At 64.5% G+C, this 18,226-nt stretch carries 18 protein-coding genes; 2 read left to right on the forward strand and 16 right to left on the reverse strand.

The annotated features are described in order from the left end of the window. Positions 1-16 precede the first annotated feature (16 nt). The 13 genes from ACKLNI_RS08515 to ACKLNI_RS08575 form a co-directional block, all read right to left on the reverse strand. Positions 17-793 carry an enoyl-CoA hydratase-related protein gene (locus ACKLNI_RS08515; RefSeq protein ID WP_413718638.1) on the reverse strand — a complete coding sequence of 259 codons (777 nt, stop codon included), beginning with the start codon at positions 791-793 and terminating at the stop codon, positions 17-19. Positions 794-862: 69 nt separating this feature from the next. After that, complete coding sequence (locus ACKLNI_RS08520) at positions 863-1,309, reverse strand: cytochrome c-type biogenesis protein (RefSeq protein WP_413718639.1); 447 nt, start codon at positions 1,307-1,309, stop codon at positions 863-865. Further along, entirely contained in the window at positions 1,306-3,273 is a 1,968-nt protein-coding gene (locus ACKLNI_RS08525) for a heme lyase CcmF/NrfE family subunit (protein WP_413718640.1), read from the reverse strand. Before ACKLNI_RS08525 ends, ACKLNI_RS08520 begins: the two co-directional genes overlap by 4 nt. A 66-nt stretch (positions 3,274-3,339) precedes the next feature. After that, the gene (locus tag ACKLNI_RS08530; RefSeq protein ID WP_413718641.1) at positions 3,340-3,765 is read right to left on the reverse strand and encodes a hypothetical protein; all 426 of its coding nucleotides are present in this window, start codon (positions 3,763-3,765) and stop codon (positions 3,340-3,342) included. Then, complete coding sequence (locus tag ACKLNI_RS08535; RefSeq protein WP_413718642.1) at positions 3,762-3,887, reverse strand: hypothetical protein; 126 nt, start codon at positions 3,885-3,887, stop codon at positions 3,762-3,764. Before ACKLNI_RS08535 ends, ACKLNI_RS08530 begins: the two co-directional genes overlap by 4 nt. A gap of 3 nt (positions 3,888-3,890) precedes the next feature. Next, positions 3,891-4,088: a hypothetical protein gene (locus ACKLNI_RS08540; RefSeq protein ID WP_413718643.1), complete on the reverse strand. Its 198-nt coding sequence runs from the start codon at positions 4,086-4,088 to the stop codon at positions 3,891-3,893. Continuing rightward, positions 4,060-4,638, reverse strand: coding sequence for a holin family protein (locus tag ACKLNI_RS08545; RefSeq protein ID WP_413718644.1), 579 nt, complete (start codon positions 4,636-4,638; stop codon positions 4,060-4,062). Before ACKLNI_RS08545 ends, ACKLNI_RS08540 begins: the two co-directional genes overlap by 29 nt. Further along, complete coding sequence (locus ACKLNI_RS08550; protein ID WP_413718645.1) at positions 4,629-5,240, reverse strand: holin-associated N-acetylmuramidase; 612 nt, start codon at positions 5,238-5,240, stop codon at positions 4,629-4,631. The genes ACKLNI_RS08545 and ACKLNI_RS08550 overlap by 10 nt, the downstream gene beginning before the upstream one ends. Before the next feature lie 57 nt (positions 5,241-5,297). Continuing rightward, complete coding sequence (gene ccmE, locus ACKLNI_RS08555) at positions 5,298-5,741, reverse strand: cytochrome c maturation protein CcmE (RefSeq protein ID WP_413718646.1); 444 nt, start codon at positions 5,739-5,741, stop codon at positions 5,298-5,300. Positions 5,742-5,891: 150 nt separating this feature from the next. Next, positions 5,892-6,920, reverse strand: coding sequence for an N-acetyl-gamma-glutamyl-phosphate reductase (gene argC, locus ACKLNI_RS08560; RefSeq protein WP_413718647.1), 1,029 nt, complete (start codon positions 6,918-6,920; stop codon positions 5,892-5,894). 53 nt (positions 6,921-6,973) lie between these two features. Further along, positions 6,974-7,786 (reverse strand): glutamate racemase, encoded by an 813-nt coding sequence (locus tag ACKLNI_RS08565; RefSeq protein ID WP_413718648.1) that lies wholly within the window; start codon positions 7,784-7,786, stop codon positions 6,974-6,976. Beyond that, complete coding sequence (locus tag ACKLNI_RS08570) at positions 7,767-8,699, reverse strand: lysophospholipid acyltransferase family protein (RefSeq protein ID WP_413718649.1); 933 nt, start codon at positions 8,697-8,699, stop codon at positions 7,767-7,769. Before ACKLNI_RS08570 ends, ACKLNI_RS08565 begins: the two co-directional genes overlap by 20 nt. Positions 8,700-8,868: 169 nt before the next feature. Then, positions 8,869-12,276, reverse strand: a complete 3,408-nt coding sequence (locus tag ACKLNI_RS08575; protein WP_413718650.1) for an indolepyruvate ferredoxin oxidoreductase family protein — start codon at positions 12,274-12,276, stop codon at positions 8,869-8,871. Between the two features lie 151 nt (positions 12,277-12,427). On the opposite strand from ACKLNI_RS08575, the gene ACKLNI_RS08580 reads away from it, so the two are divergent. Then, entirely contained in the window at positions 12,428-13,339 is a 912-nt protein-coding gene (locus ACKLNI_RS08580) for a LysR family transcriptional regulator (protein ID WP_413718651.1), read from the forward strand. A gap of 293 nt (positions 13,340-13,632) precedes the next feature. Continuing rightward, positions 13,633-14,649 carry a betaine--homocysteine S-methyltransferase gene (gene bmt / locus ACKLNI_RS08585; RefSeq protein ID WP_413718652.1) on the forward strand — a complete coding sequence of 339 codons (1,017 nt, stop codon included), beginning with the start codon at positions 13,633-13,635 and terminating at the stop codon, positions 14,647-14,649. A 3-nt stretch (positions 14,650-14,652) separates the two neighbouring features. Here the strand turns inward: bmt and recN are convergent, their stop codons facing one another. From recN to lpxC, 3 genes are all read right to left on the reverse strand, one after another. Beyond that, positions 14,653-16,302, reverse strand: a complete 1,650-nt coding sequence (gene recN / locus ACKLNI_RS08590; RefSeq protein WP_413718653.1) for a DNA repair protein RecN — start codon at positions 16,300-16,302, stop codon at positions 14,653-14,655. Between the two features lie 10 nt (positions 16,303-16,312). Beyond that, positions 16,313-17,152 (reverse strand): outer membrane protein assembly factor BamD, encoded by an 840-nt coding sequence (locus tag ACKLNI_RS08595; protein ID WP_413718654.1) that lies wholly within the window; start codon positions 17,150-17,152, stop codon positions 16,313-16,315. Between the two features lie 104 nt (positions 17,153-17,256). Then, positions 17,257-18,180: a UDP-3-O-acyl-N-acetylglucosamine deacetylase gene (lpxC, locus tag ACKLNI_RS08600; RefSeq protein ID WP_413718655.1), complete on the reverse strand. Its 924-nt coding sequence runs from the start codon at positions 18,178-18,180 to the stop codon at positions 17,257-17,259. Positions 18,181-18,226 lie beyond the last annotated feature (46 nt).

The following is an 18,226-nucleotide window of genomic DNA, read 5'->3' on the forward strand; positions in this document are numbered from 1 at the left end:
ACATGGGCAGCGCGCCTTATCGACCTTCGTATTCCGCGGGGCGCTTCTCCAGGAAGGCCAGCACGCCTTCGCGGAAGTCCCGCGTCATGCCACAGCGGCCTTGAAGTTTCGCCTCCAGCAGAAGCTGCTCGTCGAGCGAGTTGTTGAAACTCGCGCGCATCGCCTCTTTCGTCTGGCGGTAGGCCACTGTCGGTCCAGCGGCCAGCGTCGCCGCGCGGCGGCGCCAATGGGCATCGAAGTCGTCGTCCGGCACCGCTTCCCAGATCATGCCCCAGTCGGCGGCCTGTCTGGCGCTGACAGGTTCGGCGAAAAGCGCCGCGCCCATGGCACGCGCAAAACCGATCTGGCGCGGCAACCAGTAGGTTCCGCCCGCGTCCGGGATCAGCCCGATCCGCGTGAACGCCTGCAGGAACACCGCGCGTTCAGCCGCGATCACGACGTCGGCCGCCAGCGCCAGGTTCGCCCCTGCCCCGGCCGCCGGCCCGTTCACCGCAGCGATCGTTGGGACCGGGCAGTCGAAGATGGCCCGGAGAAGCGGCACGTATTCGTCGCGCAGCGTCCGCTCGAGGTTGGCGTTCGCCACCGAGGAGCTGTCCCCCAGATCCTGCCCCGAACAGAACGCCTTGCCCTCACCTGTCAGGACAATGCAGCGCGCGTCGGTTTCCGCAGACTTGACGGCGTGCAGGATCTCGGCCCGCATCTGGGTGTTCAGCGCGTTCATCACACCGGCTCGGGCAAGGGTGATCACCGCGTAACCGTCGGTCCGGGTCAGGCGAATGGTCTGGTAGTCCATCGAAAATCCTTCCTGTCGCATTCGCTTCACATAAGTGAACGAAGTGGTTCAGGAAAGAGGCACCTTACGTCATTCGTCGATAAGCTCGGCCAGTCGCGCGCGCTCTTCCTCGCTCAGCTGCGCGCTTTCCGGCTGACTGCGACGCCGGCGCAGGTAGACCAGCGCAATTCCAAGTGCAGCCAGAAGCATCGCGGGCCCTGCCAGGTAAAGGATCAGGCTGGAGCCCGTCGCACGCGGGCTGAGGAGGACGTATTCACCGTAGCGCGCAACCAGGAAGTCGATCACTTCCTCGTCGCTGTCGCCCTCGAGAAGGCGCTCGCGGACCAGAAGGCGAAGGTCACGGGCCAGTTCGGCATTGGATTCGTCGATCGATTCATTGCGGCAGACAAGGCAGCGCAGACCTTTCGACAACTCGCGCGCGCGCTCCTCCAGAACCGGATCGTCCAGCACCTCATCGGGCTGAACCGCAAAGGCCGCGCCCGCGAGCATCAGCCATACCAGGAGAACCCGTATCATTCGGCCGGCACGCATTGCGGTGCCTTGCGGGCACCGGCCGCAACGCGAAAGCGGCGGTCGGACAGCGACAAACAGCCTCCCAGCGCCATGATGATCGCGCCAGCCCAGATCCAGTTGGCAAACGGCTTGATATAGGTGCGCACGGCATACCCGCCGCCGTCCTGCGGATCACCGATCACGAGGTAGAGATCCCGGAACACGCCGTTGTCAATGTCCGCTTCGGTCGTGGGCATGCCCGCGACCGGATAGACGCGTTTCTCGGGGAAAAGCACGGCCTCCTCTTGCCCGTCCCTGACCATGCGCAATTCGGCCATGGTGGAGATATAATTCGGTCCTTCGACCCGCTGCACGTCGACCAGCGTGACTTCGTAATTGCCAACCTCGAAGGTTTCCCCCTCGCGGGCCACCCGGATGTCCTCGATCTGCCAGGCGGTCATGGCCGCGATGCCGAAAATCGTGATGCCAAGCCCGGCGTGCGCCACGACCCGGCCCCAGTCGGCACGGGGCAAGCGGAGGGCGCGCCCGAATTTCTGCGACGCATCGCTCCCCGTACGGGTCCAAAGATCGACAGCGGCACCAAAGACCAGCCACGCCCCCAGAAGCGCACCCACAGGCGCCAGCAGCGTTTTCTCCGTTTGAACCACCCAGGCCAAAGCCGAGACGAGGAACGCCGCGATCAGGGCCAGCCAGAGAGGCCGCATCACACGGCCCAGCTTCGCCCGCTTCCACGGAAGGACCGAGCCGATGGGCAGGATCGCCGCAAGCAAAAGCATGAAGGGTGTGAAGGCGGCATCGAAGAACGGCGGCCCGACCGATAGCTTCCGGTCCCAGATCATCTCGGCAATAAGAGGCCAGATCGTGCCGATGAAGACCACGAAGGTCGCCACCGCAAGCAGCACGTTGTTCGCAACAAGCGCGCTTTCGCGGCTGACGATGCCAAAGACGCCCTTGGCCTGCAACTCGCCCGCGCGGAAAGCGTAGAGCGTCAGCGCGCCGCCCATGAAGACCCCGGTAATCGCCAGCAAGTAGACGCCGCGCTCGGGATCGTTGGCGAAGGCGTGGACACTGGTCAAAACGCCCGAACGTACGATGAAGGCCCCGATCAGCGAGAACCCGAAGGCCAGGATGGCCAGCAGGATCGTCCAGCTTTTCAGCGCCTCACGTTTCTCGACCACGATGGCCGAATGCAGAAGCGCCGCAGCGATCAGCCAGGGCATGAACGAGGCATTCTCGACCGGATCCCAGAACCAGAACCCGCCCCAGCCCAGCTCGTAATAGGCCCACCACGACCCCAGTGCGATCCCTATCGTCAGGTTCAGCCAGGCCAGAAGCGTCCAGGGCCGCACCCAGCGCCCCCACGCGGCGTCCACCCGGCCTTCGATCAACGCGGCGACGGCAAAGGAGAAGGACATCGAAAGGCCGACATAGCCCAGGTAGAGAAACGGCGGATGGAAGGCGAGACCGGGATCCTGCAGGAGGGGGTTCAGATCCTGCCCGTTCATCGGCGGATTGGCCAGGCGCAGGAACGGATTCGAGGTGAAGATCAGGAACCCGAGGAAGGCAACGCCGACCGAGGCCTGAACGCCCAAAACCCGCGCTTTCAGCCGCTCGGGCAGGTTACCGCCGAAAAGCGCCACCAGCGCGCCGAACACCGCAAGGATCAGACACCAGAGCAGCATCGAACCTTCGTGGTTTCCCCAGACGCCCGTCACCTTGTAAAGCATCGGCTTCAGCGTATGCGAGTTCAGCGTCACCAGCCGGACCGAGAAATCCGACGTCACGAAGGCATAGGTCAGCGCGCAGAACGAGAAGGTCAGAAGCGCCGCCTGCGTCAGGGCGGCGGGTCCGGCTATGGCCATCCAGCCACGCCAGCCCTTATGCGCCCCGACAAGCGGCAGCACGAATTGCACCAAGGCCACCAGGAGGGCCAGTATCAGGCTGAAATGTCCGGTTTCGATGATCATGCAGGAAGAGTAATCCGCCGCCTCGCCAAGGCCAAGGGCCAAGGACGCTTGGTCGCGGGTCCCCGATCAAAGTCGCGTGACGTGAAGCATTGCCGAGACCGCGATAGCGAACGCCACCGGCGCCGCCCAAAGCCCCCGCGCCAGCCCCAGCGACCGTCCTATGACCGAGAAGTGAAGCACGGCTCCGACGAAATAGACGGACAGGCAAAGGAAAAGCGCCACGTTCTCACGCATGAACGCCGGAGTATCGAGGAGGTTGTAGATCCACCACCAGCCCATCACGCTTGCCGCCCCGGCCCAGCCGAAGGACATCCCCACGGCCAGCGGCGTCGCACGCTGCATCCATAGCCAGAGAAAGGTCAGCGACACCATCGCGGCCATCAGCGTGAACGCGCCATAGCTGATCTCGTAGGCCGCCTCGTACCCCAGCGCGGCATAGATCACGAGCATCGCCGAGACTGCCAGGCCCATCACTCTCAACGCATCCGTCATCGTTTCAACACCTCGCGCAGCGCCGCATCCAGACGGTCTGCGGCTTCGTTGTTCCGCCGGAGCGCGGCGTCGAACCGGCGCCCGGCAAGATATCTTCGGATCCGGTTCAGGACGCGCCACATCGCTCAGCTCCTCGGCATCCGTTCGCGGATCACAGTGGCGATCTCGGTCAGGACGACGGCGTTCTTGTCCAGAACGTCGCGGGTCGCCTGATCCTTCTGGAAATCCCGCCAGAGCAGGAAGAACACCAGAAGCACCCAGGGACCGTGATCGGCAACCAGCTTGAAAATCAGGTCACCGCCCAAGGCTTCGCCTCCAGTCATCGAGCGCGGCATTCTCTTCGCCATCCTCAGGTCCGTCGCGCTCAGTCACTTCCGGCGACGGCGCCTCTTCGTCCGCGTCCTCCGGCGCCAGCGCTTCGAGATCACGGATATGACGCATCACCTCCGGCGTCCGTGCCAGTGTCTCGGCCAGCCCGCGCTGATAGTCCTGCGCTTTCACCTGGTGGCGCGCACCGAAGTAAAACGACACGATCGCCCCCATCAGCCACCAGAGCGGCTCGGGCACCAGCGCGATCCCCTGCATGCGCGCCGCGAACCAGACCGGATCGACCAGCGCGGCGACGAACAGGCCTAGCACACCGAAGGCGAGAAACGGGCGCGGCAAACGGTTCAGCCCATCGATCACGCGGTCGAACAGGCCCTGCCTCTGAAAGGCGAATTCGGATGCGAACTGTGCCAAGGCGGCGGCCTCCCGCGCCGCGCTGCGCACCGCCTCGGCCTCGGCGTTCGGGCGAAAGACCTCGATGGTCTCGCGCACCGCGTTGCGGCCGCCCCCGAAGACCACGCCCAGGATGTTTCCGATCAGCCCCATGCCGCGACCCTCGCCCGATGCTCGGCCTCGCTCAGGTGGTAGCGCGGCGAGATGAACACCTCGGCGCGCGTGATCCAGCCTCCCTTTCCACCATCGCGGCGCCGGGCATATTTCCGGCTCGCCAGCCGTCGATCCGCGAGGGCGTAATAGTAGTTCCGGCGCGCGATCCCATAGGCATCCGCGATATGTTCCGGCGCCGCCGCCGCGGCCTGCCGCGCGGCGTCGCGCGTCAGCGGACCAACCGCGCCGTCAACCAAGACGGAAAAGCCCATTCGCCCCAGAAGCCGCTGGAGAAGCCGTACCGCATGCGCCCCGGCGTTCACCTGCATGTCGAACACGCTGGCCTGCAGAGGCGCGGGAAGCCAGTCGATCCTTGGCTTCAGGAAATACTCGGCGATGAAGATCTCGCGCGCCTGCCGGCGTGTCAGCCGCTTCACGTCCGACACCGAAACCCGGCCGTCGCCGTCGAGGTCCAGCCCCAGCCTTCGCATGGTGTGGATCGTCACGCCGTGGTTGGTCGCGCCGCCCGGATCGTCCGGATCGTTCGCATACCCGCCTTCGCGGGCGAGAATCTCATCGACAATGGCTTCGACAGACAGCATCGGGAGCGCTCCACTTGATGCGGAGACGCTCCCATTTCGGTCTTAACGGTCAGGTAACTAGCCGTTCGGCTCCTGGTAGACGCCCTGTTCCTTCAAGGCGTCGATCACCTCGGCGGGCATGTAGGTCTCGTCATGACGCGCGAGAATCTCGGAGGCCTCGAACACGCCATCCACATAGCGGCCCGTGCCCACCATGCCTTCGCCCTCACCGAAGAGATCAGGCAAAACCCCGGTATAGGACACCGCGATCGAGGCACCGCCATCGGTCACGCTGAAGGTCACGGTCTCGCCCTGACCCCGCACCAGCGTACCTTCCTCGACCAGCCCGCCGATCCGGAACACTTCGGTCGGCGGAGGCGGCGCATCGGCGACTTCACTTGGGCTGCGGAAAAACTGAAGCGCATCGGGCGCGGCAATGTAGAACGCCGAGAACGCGGCGATCATGGCCACCACAGCAAGCACGATCACCTGGATTCGGCGCTGCTTCTTCAATCCCTTCATCGCTCAACCCCTGATAACGCCCGCTTCATTTGGTCCTTTGCGCCCGCGATTTCAACGCGTCAGAATGCCCTTCTTCTTTTCGCAAATACTCTGGGGAGCGCGAGGGGTGAAACCCCTCGCCCGCCGCGCCGGCAAAGCCGGCGCAAAACCTCAGGGATAGACCGGCGCGGCCATCAGCCCCGCCGTCTCGTCTTCGCCCAGCATCAGGTTCGCGTTCTGAATCGCCTGCCCCGAGGAGCCCTTGGTCAGGTTGTCGATCACGGCCACCACCGTCGCACGTCCCGCCAGACGATCGCCGACCACGCCGATGTGACAGAAGTTCGAAGCGCGCACGTCCTTCATCTGAGGCACCTCGCCCATGGGCAGAACCTGGATGAAGACCTCGTCCCGATAGGCCTCCGCCAGCGCGGCATGCACCGCCGCCGGGTCGCCCTTGACATAGGAGGTCAGCAGAATCCCCCGCGTCGCCGGGATCAGGTGGGGCGTAAACTGAACGCGCACCGGCCGACCCGCGATCTTGGAGAATTCCTGATCGAACTCTCCCAGATGGCGGTGCTTGCCGCCCATGGAATAGCCTTTGACGTTCTCGAACAGCTCCGAGAACAGGAGGTGCTCCTTCAGCGAACGTCCGGCCCCGCTGGCCGCCGCCTTCAGATCCATGATGATGTCATCCAGATCGATTACGCCCGCGGCGATCAGCGGGCGCAGCGCGAACTGACCCGTGGCCGCGTTGCAGCCGGTGCCCGCCACAAGGCGCGCGCCCCGGATCTCGTCCCGGTAGAACTCGGTCAGCCCGTAGACCGCTTCCTTCTGCAGGTCCGTCGCCGCATGCGCCTGCCCGTACCAGGTCGCATAGGCCTCAGGATCGCGCAGCCGGAAGTCGGCTGAAAGATCGACCACCTTCAGGTCCCTCGGCAGCTCCGATATCACCGCCTGGCTGGTGGCATGGGGCAGCGCGCAGAAGGCCAGGTCGATCCCCGAGAAATCGATATCCTCGATCTTCGAGAGATCCGGCAGGTCCATGTGCCGCAGATGCGGATAGACCTCCGCCATCGGCTGGCCCGCCTTGCGGTCGCCCGACAGGGCGGCAATCCGGAACGAGGGATGGGTGGCGATCAGCCGGACAAGTTCGGCGCCGGTGTAACCCGAGGCGCCCAGAATGGCGATGTTATGGGACATGGGCCCACTCCTTCAGAAATCGATAGTCGGTGTAAGACGATAAGAGCGCCGCCTCAAGCGGCGTGAAACTCGGTTCGTCGTCGGAGAAACCGCGTCGCCTGGTCGCTGACCCTTTGCGGATCGCCCGTGGTCAGGAACATCGGCACCTGCCCCGGCCCCTTCATCTCGGGCCGACGCTCCAGGTAATCGGCGAGAGACGCCGCGACGAGGTCGGGCTGGCTGAACACTTTCACATCGGGCCCCAACGCATCGCGGAAGATATCCTCGACGATCGGATAATGCGTGCATCCGAGGACGGCCGCATCCGGGTCCGGCATCTTGCGCTTCAGGGCGTCCACGTGGCTGCGCACCAGCGCTTCGGCCAGGATCATGTCGCCTTCCTCGATCGCGTCGACCACGCCGCCGCAGGCCTGCGCCTCGACATCGACGCCGATCGCCCGGAACGCCAGCTCGCGCTGAAAGGCTCGGCTGCGCACCGTGGCGGGCGTCGCGAACAGGGCCACATGCTTGACGCCCACTTCCCGCGGCGGGCTGTTGTCGCCCCAGTGCCGTTCCGTCAACGCCTCGATCAGCGGCACGAACACGCCAAGCACCCGCTTGTCGCGCGGCACCCAATGCTCCTGCATCCGCCGGAGTGCCGCCGCGGACGCCGTGTTGCAGGCCAGGATCACAAGGTCGCAGCCCGCATCGAACAGCCGCTGACACCCCTGGATCGTCAGGTCGTAGATATCGTCGGCATCCCGCACACCGTAGGGCGTGTGCTTGTTGTCGCCGTAATACACGATCGGCTGATCCGGCAACCGCTCGGCCACCGCGCGATAGACCGTCAGCCCGCCAAGCCCTGAATCAAATATTCCGACCGCCATGCGCGTCAGCCCGCCTGTGTTTCGCCTCGAACTCGAATCCGTAATCGGGTTCGAGAACCGTTGGCGACAGGGCATAGGTCCGGCGGCGCAAAAAGTCCATCATCGCCTTCGGATCGCGCGCCCGCGCCTCGATCTCGACCGCCGGGATCGGTGCGCCGATCACGACCCGCACCGGCTCGTCCGTCCGCCGCTTGAATTCCTTGATCAGCAGCGCCATGCGCAACGTCGTATGCAGATGGCTCGCAACCTGGAACAGGCGCGAATTGGCGCCCTCGAACCAGACCGGCACCACCGTCGCGCCGCTTTTGGCGATCATCTTCGCGGTAAAGGTCCGCCAGCCGGGGTCCATCGGCCGCGAGAATGGCCGGGCCGAAGTCGAGACCGTACCGCCGGGAAACACGCCGATCGCGCCGCCATCCGACAGGTAGGAGAGCGCCGCCTTCCGCGTCTCCACATTGAGCGCCACGGCCTCCTTCGTCTCGTCGAAGGAAATCGGAAGAATGATCCGGTCCAGGTCCTCGGCCTTGCGGAAGATCCTGTGAGCCAGAATGCGGAACTCGCCCTGGCGGCGCTCTGAAAGGATATGCCCCAGCATCAGCCCGTCGAGGATACCGTACGGATGGTTCGCCACGACAACCACCGGGCCTTCGGCCGGAATATTCTCCAGCGCGCCTCCGATGATGTCCAGGGACAGGCCATAACGCTGCACCATCACCGCCCAGAAGTCCGCGCCTCCGGCTACCTCGTCCTGGTATCCCGCCGCCCGGCGGATCAGCCGCAACCGGCCGGTGGCATTCTCGAGAACGCGTATCATGGCGCGCCCGCCCCGCGTCTGCGCGGAATAGGCATAGGAAATATCTCGGGCAACCTGTCGGTTCATCAACGTCACCAGGGCGGTTTCAGCCTGCGCCATAAGGCATCTCCGCGACCCTGACGAGACTCCTTGAAGATTTCGCGATGCTCCTTGCCTGCCTGTGTCCTCGGCGCACAGGTCTTCCTCTTGGGAAAAATACTTCGAGGGAGACCGCGCTCTCAGCGCGGACGGGGGCAGCGCCCCCACCGCGCCGCCTTTGGCGGCGCGCTCACTCCGCGGCCAGCTGCTCCGACGGCGATCCGGTGCGGAATGCCGCCAGAAGCTCCTCTCGCTGCCGCGCGGCCGTTTTCGCGTTCGCCTCCTTCACAGGACCGAACCCGCTGATCCGAAGCGGCAATTCCGCCAATCCCACCGCGGCTTCCAGGTTGCGCCCCGGCGCCTTGAGAATTTCGGCCATATCGCGCTCGTACTGCCGCTGGAGACGCCGCTCCATCCGCCGTTCCGACGTATAGCCGAAGATGTTTAAGGGCGTGCCCCTCAGGACCTTCATCCGCGCCAGAAGCGGCCAGAGCGCCGCGAATCGTTCACCGAAAGCCCGCTTTCGCGGACGGCCATCGGCGTCGCGCCCCCCCAGTAGCGGCGGCGCAAGATGATAGGTCAGTTTCAGATCCCCTTCGAACGCCACTTCCGCCTTCGAACGGGTGTCCGCCAGAAGCCGCGCGACCTCGAACTCGTCCTTCACGGCCAGCGCCTTGTGATACCCTTTCGCCACCGCTTCCTTCAGCCGGGGATCGTCCACCCGGTCGACCAGCTTGCGATACTTTTTCGCCAGCCGCGACGACTGGTAGTCGGCAAGATGCGCCTCGCGGAACGCGATCTTCTCCTCCAGCGTTTTGGGCAGATCCACAACGCCCGAGGCCAGGACCTTCTCCACCTCGCCCGGATTGAGCGCAGCCCAGCGTCCGATCTCGAAGGCGCGCCGGTTGTCCTGCACCTTCGCACCATTCAATTCGATCGCGCGCAGGATCGCATCCCTGGCGACCGGGATTTGTCCCAGCTGCCACGACGCGCCGAAGACGATCATGTTCGAATAGATCGAATCCCCCAGCACCTTCTCGGCCAGCGCATTCGCGTCGAAGAGCGTCAGCCCGTCCTTAAGCCGCGCTTCCAGCGACAACTGAAGCCGGTCTCCCGGAATACGGAACTCGGGATGCCGCGTGAACTCTCCGGTCACGACCTCATGGCTGTTGACCACGCCACGGGTGCGTCCCGCAGCCATCAGCGCAATGGTCTTCGATGCGGCCGAAACCACGAGATCCCCTCCGATCAGCGTGTCGCATTCCCCGATGGCGACACGGATCGCACTGATATCGTCCGGCGTTTTCGCAAGCCGGCAGTGGATATGAACCGCGCCCCCTTTCTGGGCCAGGCCCGCCATCTCCATCATTCCGGCACCCTTGCCGTCCAGATGCGCCGCCATGGCCAGCACCGCGCCGATGGTCACCACGCCCGTGCCGCCCACGCCCGTGATGACGACGTTATGGGTCAGGCCGATCTCCGGCAGCACCGGCTCGGGCAGATGCCCGGTGTCAATCTCCACCGTCGCGGCGCGGCGAAGCGATCCGCCCTCGACCGTGACGAAGGACGGGCAAAACCCTTTGAGGCAGGAGAAATCCTTGTTGCATGACGACTGGTCGACCGCGCGCTTGCGGCCCAGTTCCGTCTCGACAGGCACAAGGGAGACGCAGTTCGACTGCACCCCGCAATCGCCGCAACCCTCGCAGATATCCGTGTTGATGAAGACCCGTTTGTCGATATCCGGAAAAGCCCCGCGCTTGCGGCGGCGGCGTTTCTCGGCGGCGCAGGTCTGGATGTAGATGATCGCACTGACACCGGGGATATCGCGCATTCTGCGCTGAACCTGGCCCAACTCCGCGCGCGGATGCCAGGTCACCTCCTTCGGAAACTCCTCCCGTCGGGGTTCCTCTTTCTCGTCGAAGACGACGGCCACCTGACGGACACCCATCGCCAGCAATTCGCGCGCAATGCGCTCGGGCGGCAGATCGCCGTCGTTGCCCTGCCCGCCGGTCATCGCGACGGCATCGTTATAGAGGATCTTGTAGGTGATGTTCACACCCGCCGCCAAGGCGGCGCGGATCGCCAGGATTCCCGAGTGATTGTAAGTTCCATCGCCGAGGTTCTGGAAGACATGGCCGGTCTTCGAGAAGGGCGCCTCGCCGATCCAGTTCGCGCCCTCGCCGCCCATATGGGTGAACCCGCTCGTCTCGCGGTCCATCCATTGCGCCATGAAATGGCAACCGATCCCGGCATAGGCCCGGCTGCCGTCCGGAACCTTGGTCGACGTGTTGTGCGGACAGCCGGAACAGAAATAGGGCAGCCGCGACGCGATCTCGGGCGCGTTGTCGGCGCGTTTCGCCGCCTGCACGGTCTCCACGCCCGCGCGGATACGATCGGTGTCGCGCCCCTCGTCGACAAGGATACCACCGATCTTTTCTGCGATCATCGCCGGGTTCAGTGCGAACCGGGTCGGGAACAGTTCCTCGGCGTCCGGCGCGCCCTTGCGCCAGCCCCAGACACGGCGTCCCTTCCGGTCGTCGAAAATCGCCTCCTTGATCTGGACTTCGATCAGCTTGCGCTTTTCCTCGACCACCACGATCAGGTCCAGGCCCTCGGCCCAGTCGTGAAAACCCTTCATGTCCAGCGGAAAGGTCTGGCCCACCTTGTAGGTCGTGATACCCAGCCGCTCGGCCTCGGCCTCGTCGATCCCGAGAAGCCCGAGGGCATGAACAAGGTCCAGCCAGTTCTTGCCGGCCGCGACGAACCCGATCTTCGCGCCGGGCTTGCCCCAGACGCGACGGTCGATCCGGTTGGCATGGGAAAAGGCTTCGGCGGCAAAGCGCTTGTAGTCGATGACCCGCGCCTCCTGCGGGATCCAGTGATCGCCAAGGCGGATGTTCAGCCCGCCTTCAGGCATGTCGAACTCGGGTGTGACAAAGGACATCCGGTCGGGCCTGCCGTCGACGACGCTGGTCACCTCGACGGTGTCCTTCATCAGCTTGAGACCGCTCCAAAGCCCCGAGAAACGGCTCAGCGCATATCCGTAAAGGCCGAAGTCGAGGATCTCCTGCACACCGGCCGGCGACAGGACCGGCATATAGGCATCCACTACCGCCCAGTCCGACTGGTGGCATGTGGTCGAGGATTCACCCGTGTGGTCGTCCCCCATCGCCATGAGAACCCCGCCGTAAGGGGAAGTGCCCGCCATGTTCGCGTGACGGATGGCATCGCCCGACCGGTCGACGCCGGGGCCCTTGCCGTACCACAGAGCGAAAACGCCATCGTACCTGCCCTCGCCCCGCAGTTGCGCCTGTTGCGTGCCCCAGACGGCCGTCGCGGCGAGATCCTCGTTCAGCCCGGCCTGAAAGACGATATCGGACGCCTCGAGGTCCGACTTCGCCTTCATCATCTGCTGGTCCACAGCTCCCAACGGAGACCCGCGATACCCCGTCACATATCCCGCAGTGCTTAATCCGGCGGCCTTGTCCCGCGCCGATTGCATCAACATCAGGCGAACAAGCGCCTGGGTTCCGTTCAGAAGAACGCTGGATTGCGTCAGATCGTACTTGTCGTGCAATGTGACGTCGCGCGTACTCATTTCCGCTCCCTTGCCGGCCTTCTATCATTATAGGTCAAAATTCCTGACCTACAAAATCAAACTTCGGTCACAAGCCTGTTTGCATTCGAGGTTACACAGCGGGTAAGCACTGAAAAGCCGTTACCGCCAACACGCACCGGATGGTACTGAGATGGACTGGGATAAACTAAGAATATTTCACGCAGTCGCCGATGCTGGCAGCCTGACGCATGCGGGCGATACCCTGCACCTTAGCCAGTCGGCCGTCTCCCGCCAGATTCGGGCGCTGGAAGAGAGCCTGAATACCACGCTGTTCCACCGCCATGCGCGCGGACTGATTCTCACCGAGCAGGGCGAATTGCTGTTCGATGCCACATCCGCGATGAGCCGGCGGCTCGACACCGCCGAGGCCCGCATCCGCGACAGCGAGGAAGAGGTCTTCGGAGAACTTCGCGTCACCACGACCACCGGTTTCGGGTCGCTCTGGCTGGCCCCGCGCCTGCCGGCGCTCTACAAGAAATATCCGGACCTCAAGATCGACCTGATGCTGGAAGAGCGCGTCCTGGACCTACCGATGCGGGAGGCCGACGTCGCGATCCGCATGAAAGAGCCAAGCCAGGCCGACCTGATCCGTCGCAAGCTGATGTCCGTTCACATGCGTCTTTACGCAACGCCGGGATACATCGCCGAAAACGGTATGCCCGAGTCGCTCGAACAACTCTCCCAGCACCGGCTGATCTGCCAGAACGTTCAGGCCACACAGGTCAGCGCCGGGGCTGAACTGGTGCGCGAGCTTCTCACGTATGACGTGCGCTCGACGCTGACGGTCAACAACTACTTCGGTGTTTTGCAGGCCACGCGCTCGGGACTTGGGATTGGCGTCCTGCCTGACTACGTGGTCGAGGATTTCCCGGATATCCAGCGCGTCTTGCCTGAAGTCGAGTCCAAGGAAGTCCCCGTCTTCCTCGCCTATCCCGAAGAGTTGCGCCAGTCGCGCCGTATCTCGGCCTTCCGCGATTTCGTCACCGAGGAAATCATCGCACACCGCAAGAAAATGCGGCAGGAGAGCGAGAGCGGCGCCTAGATAGGCAGCTATGCGCAAATCGCATAACGGGTTTGCTTAACGATTAGGCGCCAAATGCTTGATCCAAAGCAGACTACGACCTAATTGCACATTCGAACGCAGCGGCCTCGCCGCTGTATTCTACCTCCCTGTTGGACTGGCCGGGCTTTGCCCGGCCTTTTTTTATTCCGGACCAAGTTGAATCGAACGCATGGTTTTCATGCAGACTATTGATTTGCACGCGGGCAGCCTTCGTGGCATTCCCCGCCCGACATGCCACGGACAATCCGTCCACGGCGCAGGGAATTGACCAGATGACAGATCGACTGACCCAGCTTCTGGAAACGCGCGACTGGATCCTGACGGACGGCGCCACCGGCACCAACCTGTTCAACATGGGGCTCGCGGCGGGCGACGCGCCCGAGTTCTGGAACGTCGACCATCCCGAAAAGATCACGACGCTCTACAAGGGAGCCATCGACGCGGGCAGCGACCTGTTCCTGACGAACACCTTCGGCGGCAATGCCTCGCGGCTGAAACTGCACAATGGACAGTCCCGCGTGCGCGAACTGAACCGCGCAGGGGCCGAGATCGGCCGGGAACTGGCCGACAAGGCCGGCCGCACCGTGATCGTGGCCGGGTCCATGGGGCCGACCGGCGAAATCATGGAACCGATGGGCCCGCTCTCCTATTCCGGCGCGGTCGAGATGTTCCACGAACAGGCCGAGGGCCTGAAGGAAGGCGGGGTGGACGTTCTGTGGGTCGAGACGATCAGTGCGCCCGAGGAATACAAGGCCGCCAGCGAAGCCGCGAAACTCGCAGGCATGCCGTGGTGTGGCACCATGTCCTTCGATACCGCCGGGCGGACCATGATGGGCCTGACCAGCCAGGGCATGAGCGAGATGGTAGAGAAACTGGACTATCCGCCGATCGCCTACGGCGCGAACTGCGGCGTAGGCGCCTCCGACCTTCTCCGCACCGTGCTGGGCTTCGTGGCGCAGGGTTCGGAGCGCCCGATCATCGCCAAGGGCAACGCCGGCATCCCGAAGTATCACGACGGACATATCCATTATGACGGTACGCCCGACCTGATGGCCGACTACGCCGTGCTCGCCCGCGACTGCGGCGCGACGATCATCGGCGGGTGCTGCGGCACCACACCGGCGCACCTGGTGAAAATGCGCGAAGCGCTGGAAACCCGGCCGCGTGGACCGCGCCCGTCCCTTGACCAGATCACGGCAGCGCTCGGCGGATTCTCGTCATCCTCCGACGGCACCGGAGACGAAGGCGACTCGCCTGCACGCCAGCGGCGCGGACGCAGGCGCGGCTAGGCCCTAACCGTCCAGCAACGCCCGTGCAGCCGCGCGGGCTTCCTCTGTCACGCGGTCGCCCGACAGCATTCGGGCGATCTCGTCGACGCGCTCCCCATCGCTCAGTCCGGTCACCCGCGACAGCGTCACGTCATCCACGACGGACTTCTCGACCCGCGCGTGGAAGGCGGCCCGCGCCGCGACCTGCGGCGAATGCGTGACGACCAGAACCTGCGCGCCCTCGGCCAGTTGTTCCAGACGACGGCCCACCGCATCGGCGGTCGCGCCGCCGACACCCCGGTCGATCTCGTCAAAGATCATCGTCAGTCCGTCGGCATCGGCGGTCAGGCAGACCTTCAGCGCCAGAAGAAACCGCGACAGTTCTCCGCCGGACGCGATCTTGTTCAGTGGCCCCGACGGCGCTCCGGGGTTCGTGGCCACGGTGAACGTCACCGCGTCACGGCCTTCGGGACCGTCCTCGGCCTCGGTGATTTCGGTCGAAAAGACGGCGCGCTCCATCTTCAGGGGCGCAAGCTCCGCCGACATGGCGGCATCGAGTTGCTCGGCAGCCTCCGCCCGTGCGGCACCCAGCGCGTCGGTCGCCTCGTCATAAAGCTCTTCGGCCTCCCCGACCGCATGGCGCAGCGCGCGAAGGTCATCGCTCGACGAATCGAGAGCCTGCAGTCGCTCGCGCAGCGCGTCGGCGGCACCGGCAAGATCGTCGGGCATTACGTCATGCTTGCGCGCAAGCGCCCGGATCGCGAAAAGCCGTTCTTCCACGCGCTCCAATTCCATCGGATCGAAATCGAGAGCGTCCAGCGCTCGCGCAACCCCGTCCTCGGCCTCGGCCAGTTCCACCATCGCACGGTTCAGTGCGTCGACGGCGGCATCCAGCGCGCCTCCCGCCTTGCCCGCTGCGCTTTCCAGCCAGCGGGAGGCGTCGCGCATCAGGCCCTCGGCCCCCTCGCTGCCGATGGCGGAATGGGCGCGGACGATATCTTCGCGGATCTTCTCGGCCCCCTGCATCATGCGCCGCCGCTGGTCCAGCGCCTCGTCCTCTCCCGGCTCCGGTGAGAGACGGTCCAGTTCCTCGACGGCGTGGCGCAGGAAATCTTCCTCCCCGCGCAGAGACGAGACCCGCGCTTCGGCTTCCTGCAGCGCAGAACGCGCCCCGGCCAGGTCCCGCCACGCCGCCCGCGTCCGCGCGACCAGGTCCTCCAGACCGCCGAACGCGTCGAGAAGCTGACGATGTCCGCGAGGGTTCAGAAGGCCCCGGTCGTCTTGCTGCCCGTGCAACTCGACCAGCGTGTCCGACAACTGCCTCAGGACCTCGCCCGAGACTCGGCGGTCGTTGACGAAAGCGGTCTTGCGCCCGTCCCGGCTGTTGACCCGTCGCAGGATCAGGACGTCATCGCGCGGGATCCCGGCCTCGTCCAGGATTTCGTTCGCGGCGTGATCCGGCGGCAGGTCGAACTCAGCCACGACCTCGCCCTGCTCGGCGCCTTCGCGCACCAGTTCGGCCCGGCCGCGCCATCCCAGCACGAACCCCAGCGCATCGAGCAGGATCGACTTGCCCGCCCCGGTCTCGCCGGTCAGGGCATTCAGACCCGGCTGCAGTTCAAGCTCCAGCCGGTCGATGATCAGCATGTCCCGGATGTCGAGACTTCTCAGCATGATGTCCGGCTCAAAGCCACTCGCCGCGGATCACCTGCCGATAGATCGAGCGCAGCCAACTGTCGCCGGCGGCTTCCGGGCGCAGCCCGCGACCGGTCAGCAACGCAAAGCTGTCCTCATACCAGACGGTCGATCGGTAGTTGTGACCCAGGATCGCGCCCGCGGTCTGCGCTTCATCGGTCAGACCCAGCGAAAGATAGGCCTCGACAAGGCGGTGCAGCGCCTCGGGCGTTTGCGTCGTCGTCTGGAAATCCTCGACCACGACGCGGAACCGGTTGATCGCCGCAACAAAATGGCCGCGCTTCAGATAGTAGCGCCCGATCTCCATCTCCTTGGCCGCGAGATGATCGAAGGCCAGGTCGAATTTCAGGATCGCTGAACGGGCGTAATCGCTGTCCGGGTATTTCTCGATGACGTCACGCAGGGATTGAAGCGCTTGGAATGTCAGGCCCTGATCGCGGCCGACGTCGTCGATCTGATCGTAATAGCTCAGCGCCAGAAGATACTGCGCGTATGCGGCGTCCTCGTCGCCCGGATAGGTATCGACAAACCGCTGCGCGGCACCGCGCGCCGCCTCATAGTCGCGGTCACTATGATAGGCGAACGCCTGCATCACAAGGGCGCGCTTGGCCCATTCGGAATAGGGATAAAGCCGTTCGACCTCTCCGAAGTACCGGGCCGCATCGTCGGGGTTCCTTCCTTCGAGTTCGAACTCGGCGCGGCGATACAACTCTTCAGCCGAGTAGCTATCGAGAGGGATCTGATCCTCGCCGCCGCCGCAGGCGGTCAACGTCAGCGCGGCCAGTACAGCCGCGACCGCTGCCCGTCGCCTTGCGCCCATAGCTGACATCTGCCTACGCCCTCACCTTCGTCTCGAAAGTTTCCGTAACACGACTAGCGCGCAGGGTGAAACGGTTTTGATCGCAAGGGGCTAGAGGTTTTCCAAACCCGTTGTCAGGCCGCAATGGCCGCTCGATCGGCTTGGCTGACGCCCGCGCCCGGCAGACGCGCTGCCATCGCCGCATCGCATTCGACCAATTCATAAGCCGTCGGATCGGCAAAGAGCGCGCGAAGCAGCTTGTTCGTCATGGCGTGTCCGGCACGGTGACCCACGTAGCGCCCGAGGATGGGTGCGCCGGCCAGCGTCAGATCGCCAAGGGCATCCAGCATCTTGTGGCGCACCGGCTCGTCGGCATGACGCAGACCGCCCGGCGTGACGACCTTCTCGCCATCGACGACAACCGCCGACGTCACCGAACCGCCTGCGATCAGGCCGCGCGCGCGCATCGCATCGATATCTGCCTGCCGGCAGAACGTGCGGCTGTCGCACAATTCGCGCACGAATGCGCCGTTCGACATGTTCAGACCCTTGGTCTGCTGACCGATGGCGGCATCCTCGAAGTCGATGTGAAACTCGATCCGCAGCGCATCGGACGGCATCAGGGTCGCGAGCGCATCGCCCTGGCGTACAGAGACCGGCTTCAGGATGCGCAGCGCGCGAACCGGCGCGTCGAGCCGGCGCAGGCCGTGGGAAAGAATGCTCAGCACAAAGGCCTTGGACGATCCGTCCAGAAGCGGAACCTCCGGGCCATCGATCTCGATCAGGGCATTATGAACGCCACACCCGGCCAGCGCCGCCATCACGTGCTCGATCGTCGACACGGATACGCCGTCGGCATTCTCGATGCGGGTGTTCAGCCGGGTGTCAGTCACCGCGTCCCAGCGTGCCGGAACGAAAGCATCACGGTCCTCGACATCGGTCCGGCGAAACCAGATTCCATACTCGGCCGATGCGGGATGAATCGTCATGCGCACGACACGCCCGGAATGCAGTCCGGTTCCTGTGAAGGTCACAGACGATTTGATCGTATTTTGCACGGGTTTGACCCTTTTTGTGTTCGCCAGACCTGCCTCGTGTCTTGGC

This window comes from Silicimonas lutimaris, from assembly GCF_047314965.1.
GTDB lineage: Bacteria > Pseudomonadota > Alphaproteobacteria > Rhodobacterales > Rhodobacteraceae > JAVJUV01.